Annotated in this window: 18 protein-coding genes and 1 pseudogene; 8 read left to right on the top strand and 11 right to left on the bottom strand. The window is 72.4% G+C overall.

Translation table 11 applies throughout. The features are described from left to right. The first annotated feature begins 209 nt into the window (after window positions 1-209). Window positions 210-515 carry an antibiotic biosynthesis monooxygenase family protein gene (locus ACIA77_RS32260; protein WP_395889796.1) on the top strand — a complete coding sequence of 102 codons (306 nt, stop codon included), beginning with the start codon at window positions 210-212 and terminating at the stop codon, window positions 513-515. A gap of 432 nt (window positions 516-947) precedes the next feature. Here ACIA77_RS32260 and ACIA77_RS32255 read toward each other — a convergent pair whose 3' ends face one another. The 3 genes and pseudogenes from ACIA77_RS32255 to ACIA77_RS32245 form a co-directional block, all read right to left on the bottom strand. Beyond that, the gene (locus tag ACIA77_RS32255; protein ID WP_395889795.1) at window positions 948-2,891 is read right to left on the bottom strand and encodes a potassium transporter Kup; all 1,944 of its coding nucleotides are present in this window, start codon (window positions 2,889-2,891) and stop codon (window positions 948-950) included. A gap of 449 nt (window positions 2,892-3,340) precedes the next feature. Beyond that, a pseudogene (locus tag ACIA77_RS32250) lies at window positions 3,341-3,784 on the bottom strand (MSMEG_6728 family protein); the annotation flags it as partial. Between the two features lie 147 nt (window positions 3,785-3,931). Continuing rightward, the gene (locus ACIA77_RS32245; protein WP_395889794.1) at window positions 3,932-4,423 is read right to left on the bottom strand and encodes a carboxymuconolactone decarboxylase family protein; all 492 of its coding nucleotides are present in this window, start codon (window positions 4,421-4,423) and stop codon (window positions 3,932-3,934) included. 93 nt (window positions 4,424-4,516) lie between these two features. Between ACIA77_RS32245 and sigJ the strand changes: the two genes are divergently transcribed. Further along, window positions 4,517-5,386: an RNA polymerase sigma factor SigJ gene (gene sigJ / locus ACIA77_RS32240; protein ID WP_395889793.1), complete on the top strand. Its 870-nt coding sequence runs from the start codon at window positions 4,517-4,519 to the stop codon at window positions 5,384-5,386. On the opposite strand, the gene ACIA77_RS32235 is transcribed toward sigJ, so the two are convergent. The 6 genes from ACIA77_RS32235 to ACIA77_RS32210 form a co-directional block, all read right to left on the bottom strand. Next, window positions 5,387-5,737, bottom strand: a complete 351-nt coding sequence (locus tag ACIA77_RS32235) for an ArsR/SmtB family transcription factor (protein WP_395889792.1) — start codon at window positions 5,735-5,737, stop codon at window positions 5,387-5,389. After that, window positions 5,734-6,195, bottom strand: a complete 462-nt coding sequence (locus tag ACIA77_RS32230) for an SRPBCC domain-containing protein (RefSeq protein ID WP_395889791.1) — start codon at window positions 6,193-6,195, stop codon at window positions 5,734-5,736. The genes ACIA77_RS32235 and ACIA77_RS32230 overlap by 4 nt, the downstream gene beginning before the upstream one ends. A gap of 96 nt (window positions 6,196-6,291) precedes the next feature. Then, complete coding sequence (locus tag ACIA77_RS32225) at window positions 6,292-8,154, bottom strand: CheR family methyltransferase (RefSeq protein WP_395889790.1); 1,863 nt, start codon at window positions 8,152-8,154, stop codon at window positions 6,292-6,294. A 27-nt stretch (window positions 8,155-8,181) separates the two neighbouring features. After that, entirely contained in the window at window positions 8,182-8,928 is a 747-nt protein-coding gene (locus tag ACIA77_RS32220) for an ATP-binding protein (RefSeq protein ID WP_395889789.1), read from the bottom strand. Next, a complete protein-coding gene (locus tag ACIA77_RS32215; RefSeq protein ID WP_395889788.1) occupies window positions 8,925-9,947 on the bottom strand; it encodes a chemotaxis protein CheB in 1,023 nt (340 codons plus the stop codon). The genes ACIA77_RS32220 and ACIA77_RS32215 overlap by 4 nt, the downstream gene beginning before the upstream one ends. A 105-nt stretch (window positions 9,948-10,052) precedes the next feature. Next, complete coding sequence (locus ACIA77_RS32210) at window positions 10,053-10,484, bottom strand: STAS domain-containing protein (RefSeq protein WP_395889787.1); 432 nt, start codon at window positions 10,482-10,484, stop codon at window positions 10,053-10,055. Between the two features lie 275 nt (window positions 10,485-10,759). On the opposite strand from ACIA77_RS32210, the gene ACIA77_RS32205 reads away from it, so the two are divergent. Next, complete coding sequence (locus tag ACIA77_RS32205; RefSeq protein ID WP_395889786.1) at window positions 10,760-11,506, top strand: ATP-binding protein; 747 nt, start codon at window positions 10,760-10,762, stop codon at window positions 11,504-11,506. Window positions 11,507-11,514: 8 nt separating this feature from the next. Here the strand turns inward: ACIA77_RS32205 and ACIA77_RS32200 are convergent, their stop codons facing one another. Beyond that, window positions 11,515-12,861: an FAD-binding oxidoreductase gene (locus ACIA77_RS32200; RefSeq protein ID WP_395889785.1), complete on the bottom strand. Its 1,347-nt coding sequence runs from the start codon at window positions 12,859-12,861 to the stop codon at window positions 11,515-11,517. A gap of 150 nt (window positions 12,862-13,011) precedes the next feature. Between ACIA77_RS32200 and ACIA77_RS32195 the strand changes: the two genes are divergently transcribed. From ACIA77_RS32195 to ACIA77_RS32175, 5 genes are all read left to right on the top strand, one after another. Further along, the gene (locus ACIA77_RS32195) at window positions 13,012-13,596 is read left to right on the top strand and encodes a methylated-DNA--[protein]-cysteine S-methyltransferase (RefSeq protein ID WP_395889784.1); all 585 of its coding nucleotides are present in this window, start codon (window positions 13,012-13,014) and stop codon (window positions 13,594-13,596) included. Beyond that, window positions 13,593-14,291: a 2OG-Fe(II) oxygenase gene (locus ACIA77_RS32190; protein WP_395889783.1), complete on the top strand. Its 699-nt coding sequence runs from the start codon at window positions 13,593-13,595 to the stop codon at window positions 14,289-14,291. Before ACIA77_RS32195 ends, ACIA77_RS32190 begins: the two co-directional genes overlap by 4 nt. After that, window positions 14,281-14,604, top strand: coding sequence for a hypothetical protein (locus ACIA77_RS32185; RefSeq protein WP_395889782.1), 324 nt, complete (start codon window positions 14,281-14,283; stop codon window positions 14,602-14,604). Before ACIA77_RS32190 ends, ACIA77_RS32185 begins: the two co-directional genes overlap by 11 nt. Window positions 14,605-14,685: 81 nt before the next feature. Next, entirely contained in the window at window positions 14,686-14,865 is a 180-nt protein-coding gene (locus ACIA77_RS32180; RefSeq protein ID WP_395889781.1) for a hypothetical protein, read from the top strand. 182 nt (window positions 14,866-15,047) lie between these two features. Beyond that, window positions 15,048-15,725, top strand: a complete 678-nt coding sequence (locus ACIA77_RS32175; protein WP_395889780.1) for a hypothetical protein — start codon at window positions 15,048-15,050, stop codon at window positions 15,723-15,725. 45 nt (window positions 15,726-15,770) lie between these two features. Here ACIA77_RS32175 and ACIA77_RS32170 read toward each other — a convergent pair whose 3' ends face one another. After that, window positions 15,771-18,200, bottom strand: coding sequence for a CehA/McbA family metallohydrolase (locus tag ACIA77_RS32170; protein ID WP_395889779.1), 2,430 nt, complete (start codon window positions 18,198-18,200; stop codon window positions 15,771-15,773). Window positions 18,201-18,223 lie beyond the last annotated feature (23 nt).

Below are 18,223 nucleotides of genomic sequence, written 5' to 3'. Positions count from 1 at the left end.
CACCACGCTCCTCTCGCACCCGGCGGTCGCCCGGTAGACCGCCGGACGCTTCACCGGTTACCCCTTCACCTGGCGAACGAACGATCCCCAGGAGATGGATGCGACGTTCCCCGGCACCCCGTGCGCACCTCGCGAGGTGGCCGGTGCACTCGCCGGCCAACGCCACCGGGACTTGACTTCCAGTGCGGTCGAGGTTCCAGAATTCATCCATGAATGAAAAAGGCATCACCCTCATCAACGCGTTCGAAATCCCCGCCGACGAGATCGACGCGTTCGTCGAGCAGTGGCGGGAGCGGGCGAAGCTCATGCGCGACGCGCCCGGGTTCCGCGACACGCGGCTGCACCGGGCGAAACTCGCGGACGCGCGGTTCCAGCTGGTGAACGTCGCGCACTGGGACAGCGTTGAGGCGTGGCAGGCGGCGACGGAGAACCCGGCGTTCCGGACCTCCGTGGGCACCGTCTCCAGCGCGGTCACGGCGAATCCGGCGCTGTACGACGTGGTGGCCGAGTACTGAGTCCACTGAGGAACGGCTCGACCGCGGCCGGGAATCCGGCGGGATCGGGCGCGAAGGGGACGTGGCCGGTCGGGAGCATCGACCTCGACCGGGCCGGTGGCTGACGGTCAGCTCCGGTGGCGCGCCTGCTCGTCGGGCCCGCGCCCGACCGGCGGTTCGAGGTGTTCTGGGATGGGCCACAGCTCGAGCAGGTGGTGTTCGAGGGGCTGTTCGGGGACCTCGGGGGCTCGGGCAGCGACGTTCCGGCCGCGAACGGAGACACGCAGCCGCGCCCCGCCGCACTTCGAGTTCCGCCGCGGTCGTGGTGCCGTAGAGCGTCCGGAGGTTCAGGCGGCCTTCGGAGCAGCCCAGTGACCGCTAGGCCACCACGTCCCCCGTGGTGTCCACAGTGTCCGGTGCTTGTGGACGCAGCCGTACGGTGACCTCGACCGGCTAGACCTCGATGTGCGAGCCCATGATCACCGTCCGGTCCCTCGGCAGCCCGAAGTACTCCGCGGCATCGGCGGTGATGTGGGAGGTGGCGATGAACAGCCGCTTGCGCCAGTCCGCCATCGTCTTCTCGTGGCCGCGCTGCAGCTCGATCTTCGACAGGAAGTACGACGCTTCGTCGAGGTTGAGCCGGCCCTCCGTGGCGGACGGGTCGAGCGTGGCGAGGGCGCTGGGCACCACCGGTGTCTCCATGTAGCCGAACTTCGCGGTGACGTGGGTGATGCCGTCGTCGGAGTAGCCGAGGTCGTTGACGACCAGGCGGTTCTCGGGCGCGATGCGCGGCACCGGCTCGGTCTCGATGGACAGGATCACGGCGTGTGCGTGGCGCACGTGGTTGTGCTCGGCGTTGGCGCGCATGGCCAGCGGCGCCGTCTCGTCGCCGCGGTTGAGGAACACCGCCGTGCCGGGGACGATGCTCGCGCCGGCCGAGCCGTCGCGCAGGCTGTCGACGAACTGGCGCAGCGAGCCTTCCGCACGGGCGCGCTCGGCGGTGACGATCTCGCGCCCGCGCTGCCACGTCGTCATGATCGTGAACGCCGTGATGCCGATGAGCAGGGGCAGCCAGCCGCCGTGGACGAACTTGGTGAGGTTGGCCGCGACGAACAGCAGGTCGACGAACAGCAGCACGGTACCGCCGATGCCGATCAGCCAGCGCGAGGTGCCCCACTTGGCACGGGCGACATAGAAGAACAGCAGCGTGGTGATCGTGATCGTGCAGGTCACCGCCATGCCGTAGGCGAACGCCAGCGCCGCGGAGCTGCGGAACGCGAACACCAGCGTGAGCACGGAAACCATGAGCAGCCAGTTGATCCACGGCACGTAGATCTGCCCGATATGCGATTCGGACGTGTGCGCGATCCGCAGCCGCGGCAGGTAGCCGAGCTGCGCGGCCTGCGACGCCACCGAATAGGCGCCCGTGATCACGGCCTGCGAGGCGATCACCGTCGCCACGGTGGCGAAGATGACCATGAGCAGCCGGCCCCAGCCGGGGACGAGGAGGAAGAACGGGCTGCTGATGTTCGCGGGGTTCTCCAGGATCAGCGCACCCTGCCCGAAGTAGCTGAGCGTCAGCGCGGGGAGCACCAGCGCAACCCAGGCCCAGGTGATGGGTTTGCGGCCGAAGTGGCCCATGTCCGCGTACAGGGCCTCAGCGCCGGTCACCGTGAGGACCACGGTGGCCAGCGAGAAGAACGCGATGCCGAAGTGCCCGGCGAGGAAACCGATCGCGTACGTCGGCGAGAGCGCCGCGAGGATGCCCGGGTGGTGGGTGATGCCGATGGCGCCGAGGACCCCCACGACCACGAACCACGCGATCATCACCGGCCCGAACACGCGCCCGACCGCGGCCGTCCCGCGCCTCTGCACGAGGAACAGGACCACGATGATCACCGCGGTGATCGGCACGACCAGGTCCTCGAAGTCGGGCGAGACCGTCTTGAGCCCCTCGACCGCGGACAGCACCGAGATGGCCGGCGTGATCATGCTGTCGCCGAAGAACAGGGCCGCGCCGAAGATGCCCAGCCCGGCCAGGAACAGCGCCGCCCTGCGGCCGCGTTCGCCGCTCCAGCGGCGCAGCAGCGTGATGAGGGCCATGATGCCGCCCTCGCCGTCGTTGTCGGCGCGCATGGCGAGCAGCACGTAGGTGATCGTGACGATGATCATCACCGACCAGAAGATCAGGGACACCACCCCGAACACGTTGTTCGCGCTCACCGGGATCGGGTGCGGGTCCTCCGGGCTGAACACGGTCTGCAGGGAGTAGATCGGGCTCGTCCCGATGTCGCCGAACACCACTCCGAGTGCGCCGACGACGATCCCCAGCCCGGCGGCACCACGCCGCGCCGGATGACCGCCGCTCGTCGCGGCCGCCTGCTGACCGTGTCCCACGGTGCCCCTCCTCCGCGCCGTGCCGCGCGGACCGCCCGACACCGACGCGAACCCTACCGAGCAGCCCGCACGCGCCCGGGACCTCCGTCCGCACGTCGGAGTGGCGGCGCGGTCAAGGCGCCGTCAAAGTCCCGAGCGCCGGCGTGAAGCTCCGGTCAGGACGGGTCACGGCCGGCCGGTGCGGACGCACGCTGGGCGCGTGAGCACTCTGTTCGGCCCGCTGCTCCTCCTCGGCGGCCTCGGGCTGGTCACCCTGCTGATCCACTGCGCCGCCCGCTGGCTCGACCGCCACGACGACGACCCGACCGCGAGCCGGATCGCGCCGGGCCCGCCCGGTGCTCCCGGCGGCCCGCTCGACGAGCGACCGCGGTCCGGTCCGCCGGCCGGCAGCCGGGCCCGGAAGTAACCCCGCGCCGGGCACCACGCACGGACTGGACGCCGCCGGGCCCGCGGTCGGACGCCGGCCAGACGTAGGGCAGGTCGGCCGGGACGCCGGGGAACAGGCGCGCGTAGTGGTCCGGGTCCTTGCGCACCAGGGCCGAGCGGTGGCTGCGGTGCAGCGCGTAGTCCCCCAGCCACGGCGGCAGCTCCCCCGCCGCCGCCAGCTCGGCCTGCGTGCGGACGGCGTCGCCGAACTGCCCGGCCAGCTTGGCGGCGCACGTGTCCGCCGCGCCGGTCGCGCGCCAGACGGCGCAGACGTCCAGGCCGTACCGGGTCAGCGCCTCGGCGTAGCCCGTCCACATCTTCGCCGCCGGGTGGTGGCGCCAGCCGTAGCCCGGCACCACCAGCGCCCGCAGCACCTGCAGCGCCTCGACCCGCTGCTTGCCGAGGCGGCGGCGGTCGAGCGCCCGGGCACTGGCGGTGAAGTCCGGGTACGGGAGGAACGTCTGCATCTTCCCGGGGTACCCGCGGTGATCACTTCCGCAACGCGTCCCGCGCGAGACCCGGCCCCGGTAAAAGGGCCGCAGAGCGCCTTCTCGTTGCCCGCCAAGCGAAACCTCCTTCGCGTCGATCCCGGAAGTTTCCGGAAAACCGGCCGCTCACCCCTCCCCGGCCGGGCTGTAGTTCTTCCCGAGCGGGCGGCCCGGAATCGGTTTCGCGATGAGGCCCACCGGGATGAAGAAGCCGATCTGCCCGATCGCCACGGTCAGCGTCCAGAGCGCCTTGTCGTCGTACACCGCGGCGGCTCGGGCGAACAGTTCGTCCGGGACGCGCTCGCCGCGGGGGTTGGGCGTGAGAACCGCTTCGGTCAGCTCGAGCGCGAGGCGCTCGGCGTCGGTGAAGTACGGGGCGTCGCGCCAGGACGACACCGCGGTGATGCGGTCTTCGGGTTCGCCGGCGTTGCGGAGCAGGCCCGTCTGGCGGACCGTGTGGTACGTGCTGCCTGCGAGCTGGCCCGCGCGCAACTGCACCAGCGCGATCGTCACGTCCGGGAGGGCGCCGTTGTGGACGGTCCTGGTCATCGCGCCGGCCAGCGGGCCCAGGTCGGGGAAGAACCGGGCGGGGTCGGGCAGGCGGGAGCGGTCGGTCATGGTGGAGTCCTTTCGTCGTCAGCACAACTCCGACGAACCAGGCCGCCGCAACGTCAGGCCTCACACTTCGGCGCGCTGGTTCGTCAAAGAGCCATGACCACCGATCCGAGCCCCGGCGAACGGCGGCAGCTGCTCAACCTCGCCTACCGGCTCCTCGGCTCGCTCGCCGAAGCCGAGGACGTCGTGCAGGAGTCCTACGCCCGCTGGTACGCGCTGCCGGAGCCAGAACGGGAGGCGATCCGCTCCCCCGGCGCGTGGCTCACGACCGTTGCCGGCCGGATCTGCCTCGACGTGCTGGGGTCCGCCCGGGCGCGGCGGGAGCGCTACGTCGGCGAGTGGGTGCCGGAACCGCTTCCGGCGGACACCGGGCGCGACGACCCCGCCGACCGCGTCACGCTCGACGAGTCCGTGTCCATGGCGTTCCTCGTCGTGCTCGACGCGATGACCCCGGCGGAACGGGTCGCGTTCGTGCTGCACGACGTGTTCCGCTACCCGTTCGCCGAGGTCGCCGCCGTCGTGGGCCGGACGCCCGCCGCCTGCCGCCAGCTCGCGTCCTCGGCCCGCAAGCGGATCCGCGCCACGCAGGCGCAGGCGACGTCACCCGCGCGGCGCGCCGACGTCGTCCGCGCCTTCAAACGGGCCTGGGAAGCGCAGGACATCGACGCGCTGGTCGGCCTGCTCGACCCGGCCGCATCGGTCATCGCCGACGGCGGCGGCCTCGCCCGGGCCGTGCTGCGCCCGGTCGAGGGCGCCCGCCGGATCGTGCGCTACCTCGTCGACCTCTCCGCCCGGCTGCCCGCGCTGACGATCCTCGAACGCCCCGTCAACGGCGAGCCCGGCCTCGTCGTGCTCCAGGACGGCGAGACGGTGAGCGTGCTGGCGTTCGACGTCGCGGGCGACCGGATCGCGCACATCTGGGCAGTGCGCAACCCGGAGAAGCTCAAGCCGTGGACGAGGAGCTGATCACCCACCGGACTCCGGCGAGCGCGCCGCTTCGATCGACTCGGCGATCGTCTTGATCCGGCGCAGCCGCGCGTCCCAGGCGGCGCCGACCGAGGTCAGCTGCTCGACCGCGCGGGCGAACCGCGGCTCGTTGACGGCGTAGCGCACCTCGCGCCCGTCCTTGCGCGGCACGACCAGCTCCGCGCGTTCCAGCACGCCGAGGTGTTTCGCGACCGCCTGGCGCGTCACCGGCAGGCGACCGCTCAGTCCCGTCGCCGTGCCCCAGCCTTCGGCCAGCAGCACGTCCAGCAGCCGCCGCCGGGTGGGGTCGCCGAGGGCCGCCCACAGCTCGTCGTCGACCGGCGTGGTCACGCCCGCACCAGGCCGGCGGCGTACGCCCCGAGCGCGCCCAGGTGCTCGTCCCAGCCCGCGCTGTGGTCGCGGTGGTAGGCCTCGAGCCGCGCAGCCTCCCAGCCCACCTCGCGGAAACCGGCTTCGGTGAGGCGCAGCACCGTGCCTTCGCCCGAGGGCGCCAGGTGGAACGTGACCAGGAACGAGTTGTCCGGCGTCGCCGGCTGCCCGTCCGGGTGCGCCCAGCGGAACGCGAACCGCCGCGGCGCCTCCGCTTCGACGACCGACAGCGGGACGACCAGTGTGCCGCTCCCGTCGCGCCGGGTCCGGGTCATCCGCCCGGTCGCTCCCGCCGACGCCGCGACCTGCAGATCGAAACCCCACCAGGCGGCGATGTACTCCGGTTTCGTGATGACCTCGTAGACGACCTCGGGGGTGGCGTCGATGTGGATCTCGCGTTCGATGGTGCCGTACTCCATGGGTCTCTCCCTCAATTCGCAACCGATGGTTGCAGATTAGGCGACCGTACCCCAGTGCGCAACCATCGGTTGCACGTACCGCGAGAGACGCGGAGCTCACGCCGCCGGGGCCTGCTCCACTTCCTCCATCACCAGCAGCGCGCCCTGGCTCTGCCCCTCCGAGCCGCGCAGCGCGCTGCACAGCAGCCGCACCACGGCTTTGCGGCCGCGGCGGTTGACGGCGTCCAGCGTCACCTCGGTGTGGAAGCCCGGGTCGGTCAGCGCCTCGCGCACGGCCGGACGCAAGTCGGCCAGCGGGAGACCGATGTCGATGTTCAGCAGGTGCGCGCCCTCGGCCTCTTCCCGCCGCAGGCCCCACAGGTCCTGGGCACCGCGGCTCCACGCCTTGATCTGCATCTCGGTGTCGATCACGACGATGCCGGCCCGGATGGACGTGAGGATCGATTCCAGGAACTCGTTGACCTCGTCGAGGTCGACGCTGCGTTCACGCAGGGCGTCGTTGATCGTCTGGAGCTCGTCGTTGGTGGACTGCAGCTCCTCGTTCATGGTCTCGAGCTCTTCGTTCGTGGACTGCAGTTCCTCGTTGGTGGTCTCCAGCTCCTCGACGGTCGACTGGAGCTCCTCGTTCGTCGTCTCGAGCTCTTCGTTGGTCGACTGGAGCTCCTCGTAGGCCGACTCCAGCTGCCGGTTCGTGTGCTCGAGCTCCGTGAGCAGCTGCCGCGCCCAGCTCACGTCGTGGAACACGACGGAAACACCGAGCAGGTTCCTCTCCTTGCTCAGCAACGGGTTCACGTGCACCTCGTACCACACGGTCTCGCCACCGCGGTGCCATTCGACGTCCTTGATCCGCAGCGAGCGGCGCTCGAGCCGCGCCTGCTCCACGTACGCGCGCAGCGCGACCGGGCGGTACGAGACGTCCAGGTCCCGCAGCGGCCGTCCGATGTCGCGTTCGGACAGTCCGAACGCGACTTCGGCCTGTTGGTTCACGAGCGCGGTCAGCTCCTCCGACGTCACCACGATCTGCGCGACCGGGCTCGCGGAGAACGCGTGCTCCCGCAACTCTTCCAAGCCGGAGAGGTCACAGGCCCGCCGTTGCGAGAAACCCTGCGTGACGAAGTGGTTGTAGCTGACGGGGGCGTTCGCGGCCTTGCGGAACACCCGTCGCTTGAGATCGAGGGGCTCGAAGATCCGGGCGTGCGACAGGAGCATCTCCGCCTTGCCGAGGAAGAGCAGACCGCGCCGGGCCAGGGCGAAGTGGAAGCGCTCGAGGACCTTCGTCTGCGTCTCGGCGTTGAAGTACATCAGGGTGTTGCGGCAGACGAGCAGGTCGATGCGGGAGATCGGCGCGTCCTGCACGAGGTCGTTGCGGCCGAAGATCACCGAGCGGCGCAGGTCCTTCCGGAACGAGTAACGGTTGCCCTGCAGTTCGAAGTAGGCCTCCAGCTGACCTTCGGTGAGGCCCTCGGCCTCGGCCGGGGTGTAGGCCGCGTGCCGGGCCTGCGCCAGCGCCTCGTCGTCGACATCGGTGGCGTAGATTTTCACCCGCTGGCGGAACGCGTCCACGCCGATCGCGTCGGCGAAGACCATCGCGAGGCTGTAGGCCTCCTGGCCGCCTGCGCAGCCCGCGCTCCACACGCGGATCGGCTCTTCGGGGCTGCGCTCGGCGAGGATCGCGGGCACCACGTGCTCACGCAGGTAGTCCCAGGCTTCGGGGTCGCGGAAGAACCCCGTGACGTTGATCAGGATGGTGTTGAACAGAGCGACGAACTCGTCGGAGTTCACCTGCAGCTGGTCGATGTAGTCGCTGTAGGTGTCGATCCCGATCTGCGCCATGCGCCGCCGCACCCGCCGAATCAAGCTGCTGCGTTTGTAGCCCGTGAAGTCGAATCCCCGCGACTCCTTCAAGTAAGCGAGGACCGACTCGAATTCGCCGTTCGGCTCGTACTTCGGTTCCGTCACGCTCTGAACGCTACTCGCCGGAGCAGGTCATCGTGGTCTCGCGGGTGCGGCGAGTACGGCCCAGACGATCTTGCCGCCCGGCCACGTGCTGCTGCACCCCCACGCGCGCGTGAGCTGCGCGACGGCCTTCAGCCCCAGACCCCGTTCCGCAAGATCCAGGCCCTCGTGCAGGCGGGCCGGCACCGAGCTGTCGTCGGCGACCGCGACGGTGAACATCGCGCGCCGGACGTCCAGCCGCACGCGGGGCGCCGACGTCGTGTGTTCGATCGCGTTCTCCACCAGTTCGCTCACAACCACGCACGCGTCGTCACGCACGTGGGGCACTGTCCATTCAGCACACGTCTCCGTGACGAACTGCCGAGCCCGCGCGGCCGCGTGCGGCGAGCGGGCGAACTCCCGCCGCGCCCTGAGCCGCACCGGCCGATCGAGCCCCGCCTCCGCGGCGCCCGCGTCGGAGTGAACCGCGGCGAACCGGTCGACGGCGCGCCGCCGCAGCAGGTTCCGATGTTCCGCGCGGGCGGACACGACGGCGAACGGGATCGCGGGCCACTCCCCGATCCGCATGGCCACCAGCGTGAACACGCTCACCAGTGCCGGATCGTGGATGGCGAGCCCGCTGATGTCCGCGATAAGGCCGTCCGGGTCTTCGGCCGCCGACTTCAGCAGGTAGTCCCGCAATTCGGGATAAGCACCGAGGGTGAGGTCACCGCCGGCGGTCACCACCGTCGAGCCGTGCCGGCGGAGCCGCGACAGCGCGAGCGGTCGGTCAGTCACTGCGCAGCGGCCTCCTCGGTATCGCCTCGCAGGGATTCGACGAGGAAGCGGCGCAAGGTGTCCGCCGCGTCGGCGGCCTCACCGCCGGATCGCGCGTAGAAGTGCCCGAGCGACTGCTGTCCCCGATCCCGTGAGCGGCGCTCCAGCTTGCGCGCGAACGCGGCCTTCTCGTCGAGGGACCGCAGCGCCGTCGAGACGGCGTGCTCGAATTGGCTGTCGTGGGCGCCGAGCAACGCCCCGGCCGACCAGGCGTGCCCGAGCCGGCACCGGAACCGCTCCCGCGGGTCGTCGATCGCGATCAGCGCGCACTGGCAATCGGGGCACGTGTAGCCGCTGGGCGGCGCGTTCTCCCCCGGCCGAACCGAGACGAAGGCCACGCTGTCCCTCGCGATCCGGTCCTCGACCAGCAGCGCCGCCGGCGGCGGCGGGACGACCGGCTCGTCGACCGGCTGGCGCACGAGCTTGCCGAGCGTCAGCCCGATCTCCGCGGCGGTCAGCACGTACTCCGTCGCCACTTCGCCGAGAGCGTTCGCCGGCATGTCCGCGAACAACGCTTCGGCAGGCTCCTGGACCACGGCGACCCCGCCCCGGTCCACGATCGCGCGCAAGCCGGCCGCTCCGTCATCGAGCATGCCGGACAGGACCACCCCGATCGCACGAGGCCCGGCCGTGAGCGCAGCGGACCGGAACGTCGCGTTGACGGCGGGGCGGTGGCCGCTCTCCGTGAGCCCGCGGCTGAGGACGATCTTCCCGTCGTCCGTCAGGAGGTGCCGGTCGGGCGGCGCGACGTGGATCGTGCCGGGCGCGAGGTCCGCCCCGTGCTCGGCCGTCTTCGCCGGCAGCGGGCCGGCGCGATCGAGGATCAGGGGCAGCGCGCTACGCGCTCCGATGCCCAGGTGCACGGTCACGAGCACAGCCGCGGGGAACTCCTCGGGCAGGTTCGCGACCAGCGAGCGCAGCGCTACGATGCCACCGGCCGATGCGCCGATGACCACCAGGTCCCGCCGGACGGGCGACACGGCGCGCACCTCCTCGCCTCCGCCTTCACGGTACTTGCTGACCTTTAAGGTTCCCCGCGAACCGGCGGCCAAACCTCCCGGCTCTCCGGCCGGCCGGCGCGGCCCTCAGCGGACTCGGCGGTCGCGCTGCTCCGGCACCGTCAGCGTCGTCAGAGCGGCCGCGATGCCCGGGCGTTCGCACCCGAGCGGCACGCGCTGCAGCAAGCGCTGCACGGCGTGCGACGAGCCGGGATCGACGGCGAACTCGACCTCGAGTTCGCGGGCCAGCAGAGCCAGCCTCCGCACCACCTCAAGCCCGCGGATCGCGAGGAAGGTGACACCGGTCAGGTCCACGGCCACGATCGTGACAGCACCGCGCAGGCGGCACTGCACGACTTCGGCGAGATGGGGCGCGGTGCACGCGTCGACCTCGCCCACGGCCTCGACGACCGTGGCGTCCGGGGTCGGCCGGTGCACTCGCAGGCGGAGGACTCCGTGGTCGAATCCGGCTTCGCAGGGGTGATCGGGAACGGGTTCGATGCGGTGGGGGACGCTCATCGGCGACCGCCTCTCGTGGGGTGGGCGCACCGGGCGGCGATGGGCCTCGGCGGGACGACGCCCGGATCACCAGTGCCGGCGCACGCCGGGGGATCACTGCGGCTGGTCGCTCAACCTGGGGCCGACCGTAAAGCATTCACGGCGGGTTCGCCACCCTCTCGTTCCCCGGACGGGCTGTTCCGCCGGCGAGATCTACAGTGGACTCTGGACGGCCCGCGTATTCTGGCCGGGTGGAGAAACGCGGCCGCCGACCGCCGGCCGCGGGAGGACGAGCCATGACCCCGGTCCGCATGGAATTGACCCGCCGGCCTCGGTCGACGGTGCTCAGCCTGGCCGGCACACTGGACCTGCGGTCCCACGCCGAGGTTCGCGGCGGGCTGCTCAAGGCTTCGGCGGAGGCACCCGAAGGCCTGATCGCCGACGTGTCCGAGCTGGAGTTCGCCGACGACGCCCAGCTGAGCGTGTTCGCGCTGGTGGCGATGCGCGTCGGCAACTGGCCCGGCGTCCCCTTCGCCCTCGTCACGCGGTTACCCCGCCAGCAGGCTGTGCTGAACCGATCCCCCGTGGCCCACTACGCCCGGGTGCACTCCGATCCGGCCCAGGCCGAGCGCGCGTTCGGCACCCCGGTGCGGTTGCGCGCGGTCCGGGAGTTCCCTCGCAGCGAGACCGCCGGCGAGCTCGCCCGCGGCTTCACCGGTGAGGTGTTCCGCTCGTGGGCCATCCCGGAGAAGACCGGCAGCGCGCAGACGATCGTCACCGAACTCGTGGCCAACGCTCTGCAGCACACGTGCTCGGTCCCCGAGGTCCGCCTCGACGTCCGCCGCGGCGTCTGCTCGGTCGCAGTGGCCGATGGCGACCCGCGCCGGGCCGAGCTGCGCGAGCAGCGCAACCCGATGGACCCGGGGCTAGGGCTGAAGATCGTGGCGCAGCTGGCGTGTGTGTGGGGCAGCTGCAGCGCGTGGTCCGGCGGCAAGGTCGTCTGGGCGACGCTGCGCGTGCCGCGCTCCGGCACTGCGAGCTGAGGCCGGCCTCAGCCGCCCGACACGGCCGGAGCGAAGCGGAACGTGTCGGCGGGGTCCCAGGTCCGCTTGAGCGCGGCCAGTTCGGCGGCGAGCGCCGGTTCGTAGCAGGACGACGCGTCCCGGTAGCCGGTGGGCAGGAAGGTTCGCAACGGACCGCCGGCGCTTTCCGCGGCGACGGACTCGCGGATCTGCCGTTGTGCGGCCGCGGACGCCGCCGGATCCACGCCGGGGTAGGCCGAGGTGAAGAGGTTCATCCGGGCTCCGCGGTGCCCGACCGCGCCGGCGACCGCGGGTTCGTCCGCGAGGGCCCCGCCGAGGTGGCGCAGTTCCAGCAGGAAACTCGCCCCGGGGTCGACGAGCGGTGCGATCTTCCCGACGACGTCCTCGGTGCGCAGCGCGACGCTGTCACTGGTCACCGGCATCGGCTCGGCGGGATCCGCGTGGATCGTGCCGAGCGCGGTCGCCGGCATGAGCCGGACCGTGTCGAGGAACGGCTGCGCGGTCATCAGCGGCTCGATCCTGCGCCGGCCCGCGGCGGGGTCACCGACGTACGCGACCCGCACGTGGCAGCAGAACCGGCCCCGCAACGGCGGCGGCACCCCGGCGCTGTCGGGGAACGCCAGGAACGCGACCGACAGGCTGAGCTCCCGCGGCGCCGTCGCGACGCACCGCCGGAACCGGTCGAGCACCTCGGGCGCGCGCTCGCCGGCGAAGAACAACCCACCGCCGTACAGGTCGGCGAACGGCAGCAGGGCGACCTCCAGCGCGGTCACGGCGGCGAAGTTCCCACCGCCGCCGCGCAGCCCCCGGAACAGCTCCGGGTGCCGGTCACGCGTGACGGTGAGCTCGCGCCCGTCTGCCGTGACGACGTCGAGCCGCCGGACGTGGTCGGCCGCGTACCCGTGGCGGCGGCCGAACGGGCCCAGTCCCCCACCCAGGCTGTAGGACACGTACCCGACGCCCGACGCCGACCCGACCGGGGCCGTCAGCCCGTACCGGGCCGTCGCCGCCAGCACCGCGGCCGCGGTCGCCCCGGCGGACACCCGCGCGACCCGCCGGTCCGCGTCCACTTCCACCCGGTTCAGCCGGCGGGTGGTGATCAGCAGCCCGCCGTCCATCGAATCGTGCGCGCCGTGCCCGGTCGCCTGCACGTCGACCCCCAGCCCGTGCTCGGCCGCGAACCGGATGCCGGCGGCCACATCGGACTCCGCCTCCGCCGCCAGCACCAGCGCCGGCCGGTGGTCCAGCGTGAGGTTGAACCCGCCGCGATGGCGGTCGTACTCCGCCGCGTCCGCGGGCGTCAGCACGCGGCCCGCCGTGTGCTCCTCGAGCCGGGTCGTCAGGGCATCGCTCATCTCGGTGTCCGTCCGCGTAGCCGGTGAAGGGGTCCGTCGAGCCACGCTACGCGCGCGGATCCGCCGGTCAAGACGATGATTTTCAGCGGCACCTCACGCTTCGCCGCGCCCGCACGTCTTCAGGGAGAAGCGAAACGGAGGGATCCACAAATGTCCACAGTGTCCCCAGCGCGCGGGTCGGAGACGGCAACCGCAGCACGCCTGCGCACCCGGCTCGCCGTCACGGCCGACCGGGCGGGCTTGCTCGACGTCGCCTACCGCCGGCTCGACAGCCCCGTGGGGCCGTTGCTCGTCGCGGCGACCGAGCGTGGTCTGGTGCGCGTGGCGTACGAACGGGATGCGCAGGCGCTCACCGACCTGGCCGCCGAGCTCAGCCCGCGCGTCTTGCCGGCGCGGGCGCGGCTCGACGACGTGGCGCGGCAGCTCGACGAGTACTTCACGAGCCGCCGGCGGAAGTTCACCCTGGAGCTGGATCTGAGCCTGGCCAAGGGATTCCGCCGTCAGGTGGTGGAGCACCTGCCAAGGATCGGGTACGGCACCACCGCGAGCTACGGCGACGTCGCCGCGGCCGTCGGCAACCCGAAGGCCGTGCGCGCGGTCGGGACGGCGTGCGCGACCAACCCGTTGCCGATCGTGCTGCCGTGTCACCGGGTCGTCCGCTCGGACGGCAGCACCGGGCAGTACGTCGGCGGCCAGGCCGCCAAAACCACCCTGCTGACGTTGGAGGACCGGTGAAACTTCCCCGCATCGACTGGCCCGCGGTCACCACCGAACTGAACGACTACGGGTGCGCCCTGCTCCCCCGCCTGCTCACGGCGAAGCAGTGCCGCGAGCTCATCGCGCTGTGGGAGGAACCGGAGCGGTTCCGCGCGGAGGTGAACCTGCGCCGGCACCGCTTCGGTGACCACGGCGACTACCGCTACTTCGCCGAGCCGTACCCGGAACCCGTGCGGGAACTGCGTGAACAGCTCTACCCGCACCTGCTCCCCGTCGCCCGCGACTGGGCCGGCAAGCTCCGCCGCACCGACGAGTGGCCCGACACGCTCGCCGAGTGGCTCGACGTCTGCCACGCCGCCGGCCAGCCCCGCTCGACGCCGATCCTGCTGCGCTACGAGGAGGGCGGCTGGAACGCCCTGCACCGCGACCTCTACGGCGACAAGGTGTTCCCGCTGCAGGTCGTCATCAACCTCAACGACCCGGGCACCGACCACACCGGCGGCGAGTTCCTCCTGGTCGAACAACGCCCCCGCGCCCAGTCCCGCGGCACGGCGACGCTGGTCCCCCAGGGCCACGGCCTGGTCTTCACCACACGCGACCGCCCCGTCGCCTCCGCTCGCGGCTGGTCCGCGGCACCCGTGCGCCACGGGGTGTCCGCCGTCCGCTCCGGCCGGCGCCACACCCTCGGCCTGGTGTTCCACGATGCCGCCTGACGTGGCGGTGCTGCGCGGCTGGGGCGCGCGCACCGTGACGTTCGGCTGCTCGCGCGATCCGTCGTCCGTTGCGGACACCACTCGCCTCGCCGAGACCTGGACCGGCCTCGGCGGGGTGGTCCTGGACGTGGTCACGTGGCCGGACACCGCGGCGTCGTGGCTGCGCCAGGCCCGCCGGTTCACCGCCCACGGACCCGATGCGTGGGTCGTGGTCTCCACGCCGGCCGGCTGGGCGGGCATGGTCGGGCGGCTCACCGAGTCGCCGGCGTGGGACCCGGAGCGGACGATCGTGCACCACGCCGTGTGGTGCTGAACCGCGACGACAAGCGAACGCGATGACAGCCATCGGAATTCGCTGGTGGACTCCCCCGCGGCGGGTCGTGACGATGGTGGCATGCGTGCGATCACTGTGGACAGTCCCGCCCCGCTCGCCGAGAAGCCCTTGCAGTGGCGCGAAATCGAGACACCCGAGCCCGGCCCCGGCCAGCTCCTGATCCGCGTCGCCGGGTGCGGGGTGCGCCGGTCGAACCTGCACCTGGTCGAGGGTGACGGGGACTGTCGCCGCGATCGGTAACGGGGTCGACCCCTTCTCGGCCGGCGACCGGGCCGGGGTGCAGCCGCTGTGGTTGGACGTGCGAGGAGTGCGAGTACAGCACGTCCGGGCGCGAACAGCTGTGCCGCCGCCGCATCGCGGGTGAGCACGTCGACGGTGAGTACGCCGAATTCCTGCTCGCCAACGCCGCCCACACCTACCGCGTGCCCGACGCGCTCGGCCTCGTCGCCGCGGCGCCGCTGTTCTGCCCCGGCACCACCGCGTTCGGCGCCGTCGACAAGCTCGACGCCGGCCCGGGCGCGAAGGTCAGGGTCTACAGGCTCGGCGGCGTCGAGCAGGCCGTGCAGTTCGCCGCGCTCACTGGCGCCGAGTTCGTCGGCGGGGACCTCGGCCGGGGCCTCGCGCGTCGAGTCGGCCACGCGGCTCGCGCCCAGCTCCCGGGCGACGTCGAGGTGATCGCGGTTGCGAGCCGCGCCAGGATCCGCTGCCCGGCCGGCTGTTCGAACCACAGCGGAGGGGGCCGGGTAGCGGGCCCGGAACGCGCTGAGCAGGTCCGGCAGGTCGACCGCGTCGCCGAGGCACTGCTCGGCGCCGAGCGCGAGCGTGCCCGCCGCGCCGGCCGCTTCAGCGAGCTCGCGCTGCGCGGCCCGCGCGTCGGCGAGCATCCGCCGGGCGCGCGGGAGGAACGCGTGCCCCGCGGCGGTGAGCGTCACCGACCGCGGCGACCGGTCGAAAGCGGGAGCCGCGGCTCCCGCTCCAGGCTCCGGCTCGAAGACGACAACCCGGACTGGCTGACGTGCGCGAGTTCCGCCGCGCGCGTGAAGTTCAACTCCTGCGCCGACGAAGAACTCGATCTGCCTGAGGTCCCCCCGCCGTCCTGATGCCGGACGGCCCCAGTCCACGACGGGCGGGCAGGCGGCGCGCCGTCACCTCCCGCCGGTGTCCAGGAGGTGCACCTGCTGCGTCGCGTCGCGCTGGCCGCGCGTGGCGCCCCGGTCGCTCGTGAACACGACGACCCCGCCCGACGCCGCGGGGAACGTGGCGTTGCCCGGCTTCGTCAGCTGCACCGGCGCCGACCAGCCCGCCGGGGTGAGCCGGGCGGTGAACACCTTCCAGCGCCAGTCGGCCGCCCGCGAGTCGTACCAGACGGCGCGGACCGTGCCGTCCGGGTCGCGGCTCAGGCGCGGGCGCTGGCTCATCGCCGCCGGCTCGAGCGCGAACGGCTCGGCCGCCGACCACGTGCGCCCGCCGTCGGCCGAGCGACCCGACCGCAGCGACAGGTTGGCCCCCGAGCTCTGCAGCGCTCCGCTGTCCCAGGCGACCACGAACGCCCCGGCACGGTCCACGCTCGCACTCGGGTGCCGGTCCGCGCGGTCGGTCACCGCGCTGACCGGCACGGCACCACCCCAGTTGCCGCGCGTCCCCGCCCGAGTGGCCGCGAGGATCTGCCAGTTGTCGGGGTCCGTGCCGCCGCTCGCGGGCTGCCCGGCGGGTGGGGTGTGGCCCGTCCACAGGGGATCCGGGTCGAAGCGGTCGTCCTGCCACGCGACGAGGATGCGGTCGTCCGGGCCCACGGCGACAGTCGGGAACACCGACGCGGGGTACCGCGGCGAGCGGGCGTCGGCCGCGCGGTTGCCCGCGCTCACCGTCTTGCCGGCCGCCGAGACGTTGACCGGGGCGCGGTCCACGCCGACGACCTGGGTGTAGACGTCGAACGCCCCGCCGGTGTTATCCGCCCACGCGACCACCGGGTGACCGGTGCCGAGCAGCGCGATGGCCGGGTGGATCGCGCGGCCGGTGCCGGCGTCGAGGCGCACGGCCGGGCCGAACAGCAACCCGCCGAGCGCGCTGTGGCGCAGGTAGATCGCGGGACGGTGCGGCTGCTCCTGGCCGCGTTCGTCCTGCCACACCACCCACACGTCGCGGCCGGACGCCGCGATCCGGGGCGCGGTGGCCGTGCCGGACCCGCCGGAGAGCTCGACCTCGAACAGGCCACGGCCGTGGCGGTCGAGGTGGCGGTAGACGACGGTGCTGCGCCCGGCCACGTGCTTCTCGGCCACCACGTGCACGTCGTTGCCGGTCACGGCGACGTCGGCGAACCCGGCGAACTCGCCGGCCGCGCCGAGCACCGAAGTGGCGTCGTCCCGCCCGGATTCGGCCGCGGGCAAGGGGATCTCCGGTTCGGGCGCGGCGAGCCGGCCGACCGAGACGAACACCGGCGAGGTCGCCGCGCGCAGCTGGTCGGGCAGGGTCGGGTCGGCGTCGGCACCGGACGCGCTGCCGGGCGAGCGCACCTCGGCTCGGAACCATTCGTAGTCGCCCGACAGCGTCAGCGGCAGGACGCGGGTGTCGTCGGTGCCCCGGACCGTGGTGTCGAGCACGGCCCCGGCGGAGCGGCCGGGCGCGGCGTAGACGAGCAGGCGCGTGCCGTCGCCCTGGCGGACCCGCACGCGCAGCGCGGCGTGGCGCGGCAGATGCCGCGAGTGGACGACGGTCTCGTCGCCGCCGAGCGCTTCGAAGTGGCCGTCGCCGTCGAGGTCCGCCTCGATCGTGACGAACGGGCCGGTGACGCCCGAGGACACCGTGGTGCGGCCGGCCTTCAGCGCGTCCAGGATGGACCGGACACCGCGGTCGGCGGCGAACACGCGGGTGGCGGGCTGGCCGGGACCGGCGATGCCCCACAGTTCGCGGAAGTGGCAGTCGCTCGCGGCGGTGACGCCGGTGCGGAAGCCGCGGTTCCAGCGGTTCTCGGCGTAGTCGAGCTGTGCGTCGGGGTTGGTCGAGACGTTGAGCACCTCGATGTTGTGCACGCCCTGCACGCTGGCGTTGTCGTTCGGCCCGGCTTCGGGCGTGTACTCGCCGTCGTCGGGGTGGGCCACGTGCCAGACGGCGTCCTGCGAACGCGCGTCCCAGACGGATTGCTGCACGTGCCGGAACGCCGCCGATCCGGGCGGGTTGGCACCGTCCACAATGGCGTCGACCGCGCCGAGCACGATCGCGTGCGGCGAGCCGTTCGCCTCTTCGCCGGGGATCAGCAGCAGCTTGTCCGACGTCCACTGGGGATCCCAGTGCTGGTCGTACGTGCGGTGGTCGGTGAGCGGCAGGAAGTCCAGCCCCGTGCGCTCGGCCTGGCCGATCTGGTCGCCGACGGGCAGGTTGCCCGGCAAGGTCTGCTTCGACTGCTGGCGCGGCAGGCTGCCGTCGGACGAGTGGTCGTCGTGGACGTGCGTGTCACCGACGAGCCACTGGCCGCGCGGTTCCTTCGCGGCGGGCGTCGCGAAGGCCGGGGAGGCCACGAGGGTGGTCGCGGCGACGGCGCCGCCGGTCACGATGAACTGTCTTCGGGTGAGTCCCATGTGGTCGGTCCGTTCTCGGGGCT

The sequence above is a fragment of the Amycolatopsis sp. NPDC051903 genome, from assembly GCF_044452505.1.
In the GTDB taxonomy this organism is placed as follows: domain Bacteria; phylum Actinomycetota; class Actinomycetes; order Mycobacteriales; family Pseudonocardiaceae; genus Amycolatopsis.
The sequence above is the reverse complement of the archived record's forward strand: the minus strand, read 5'-3'. Positions and strand labels throughout refer to the sequence as shown.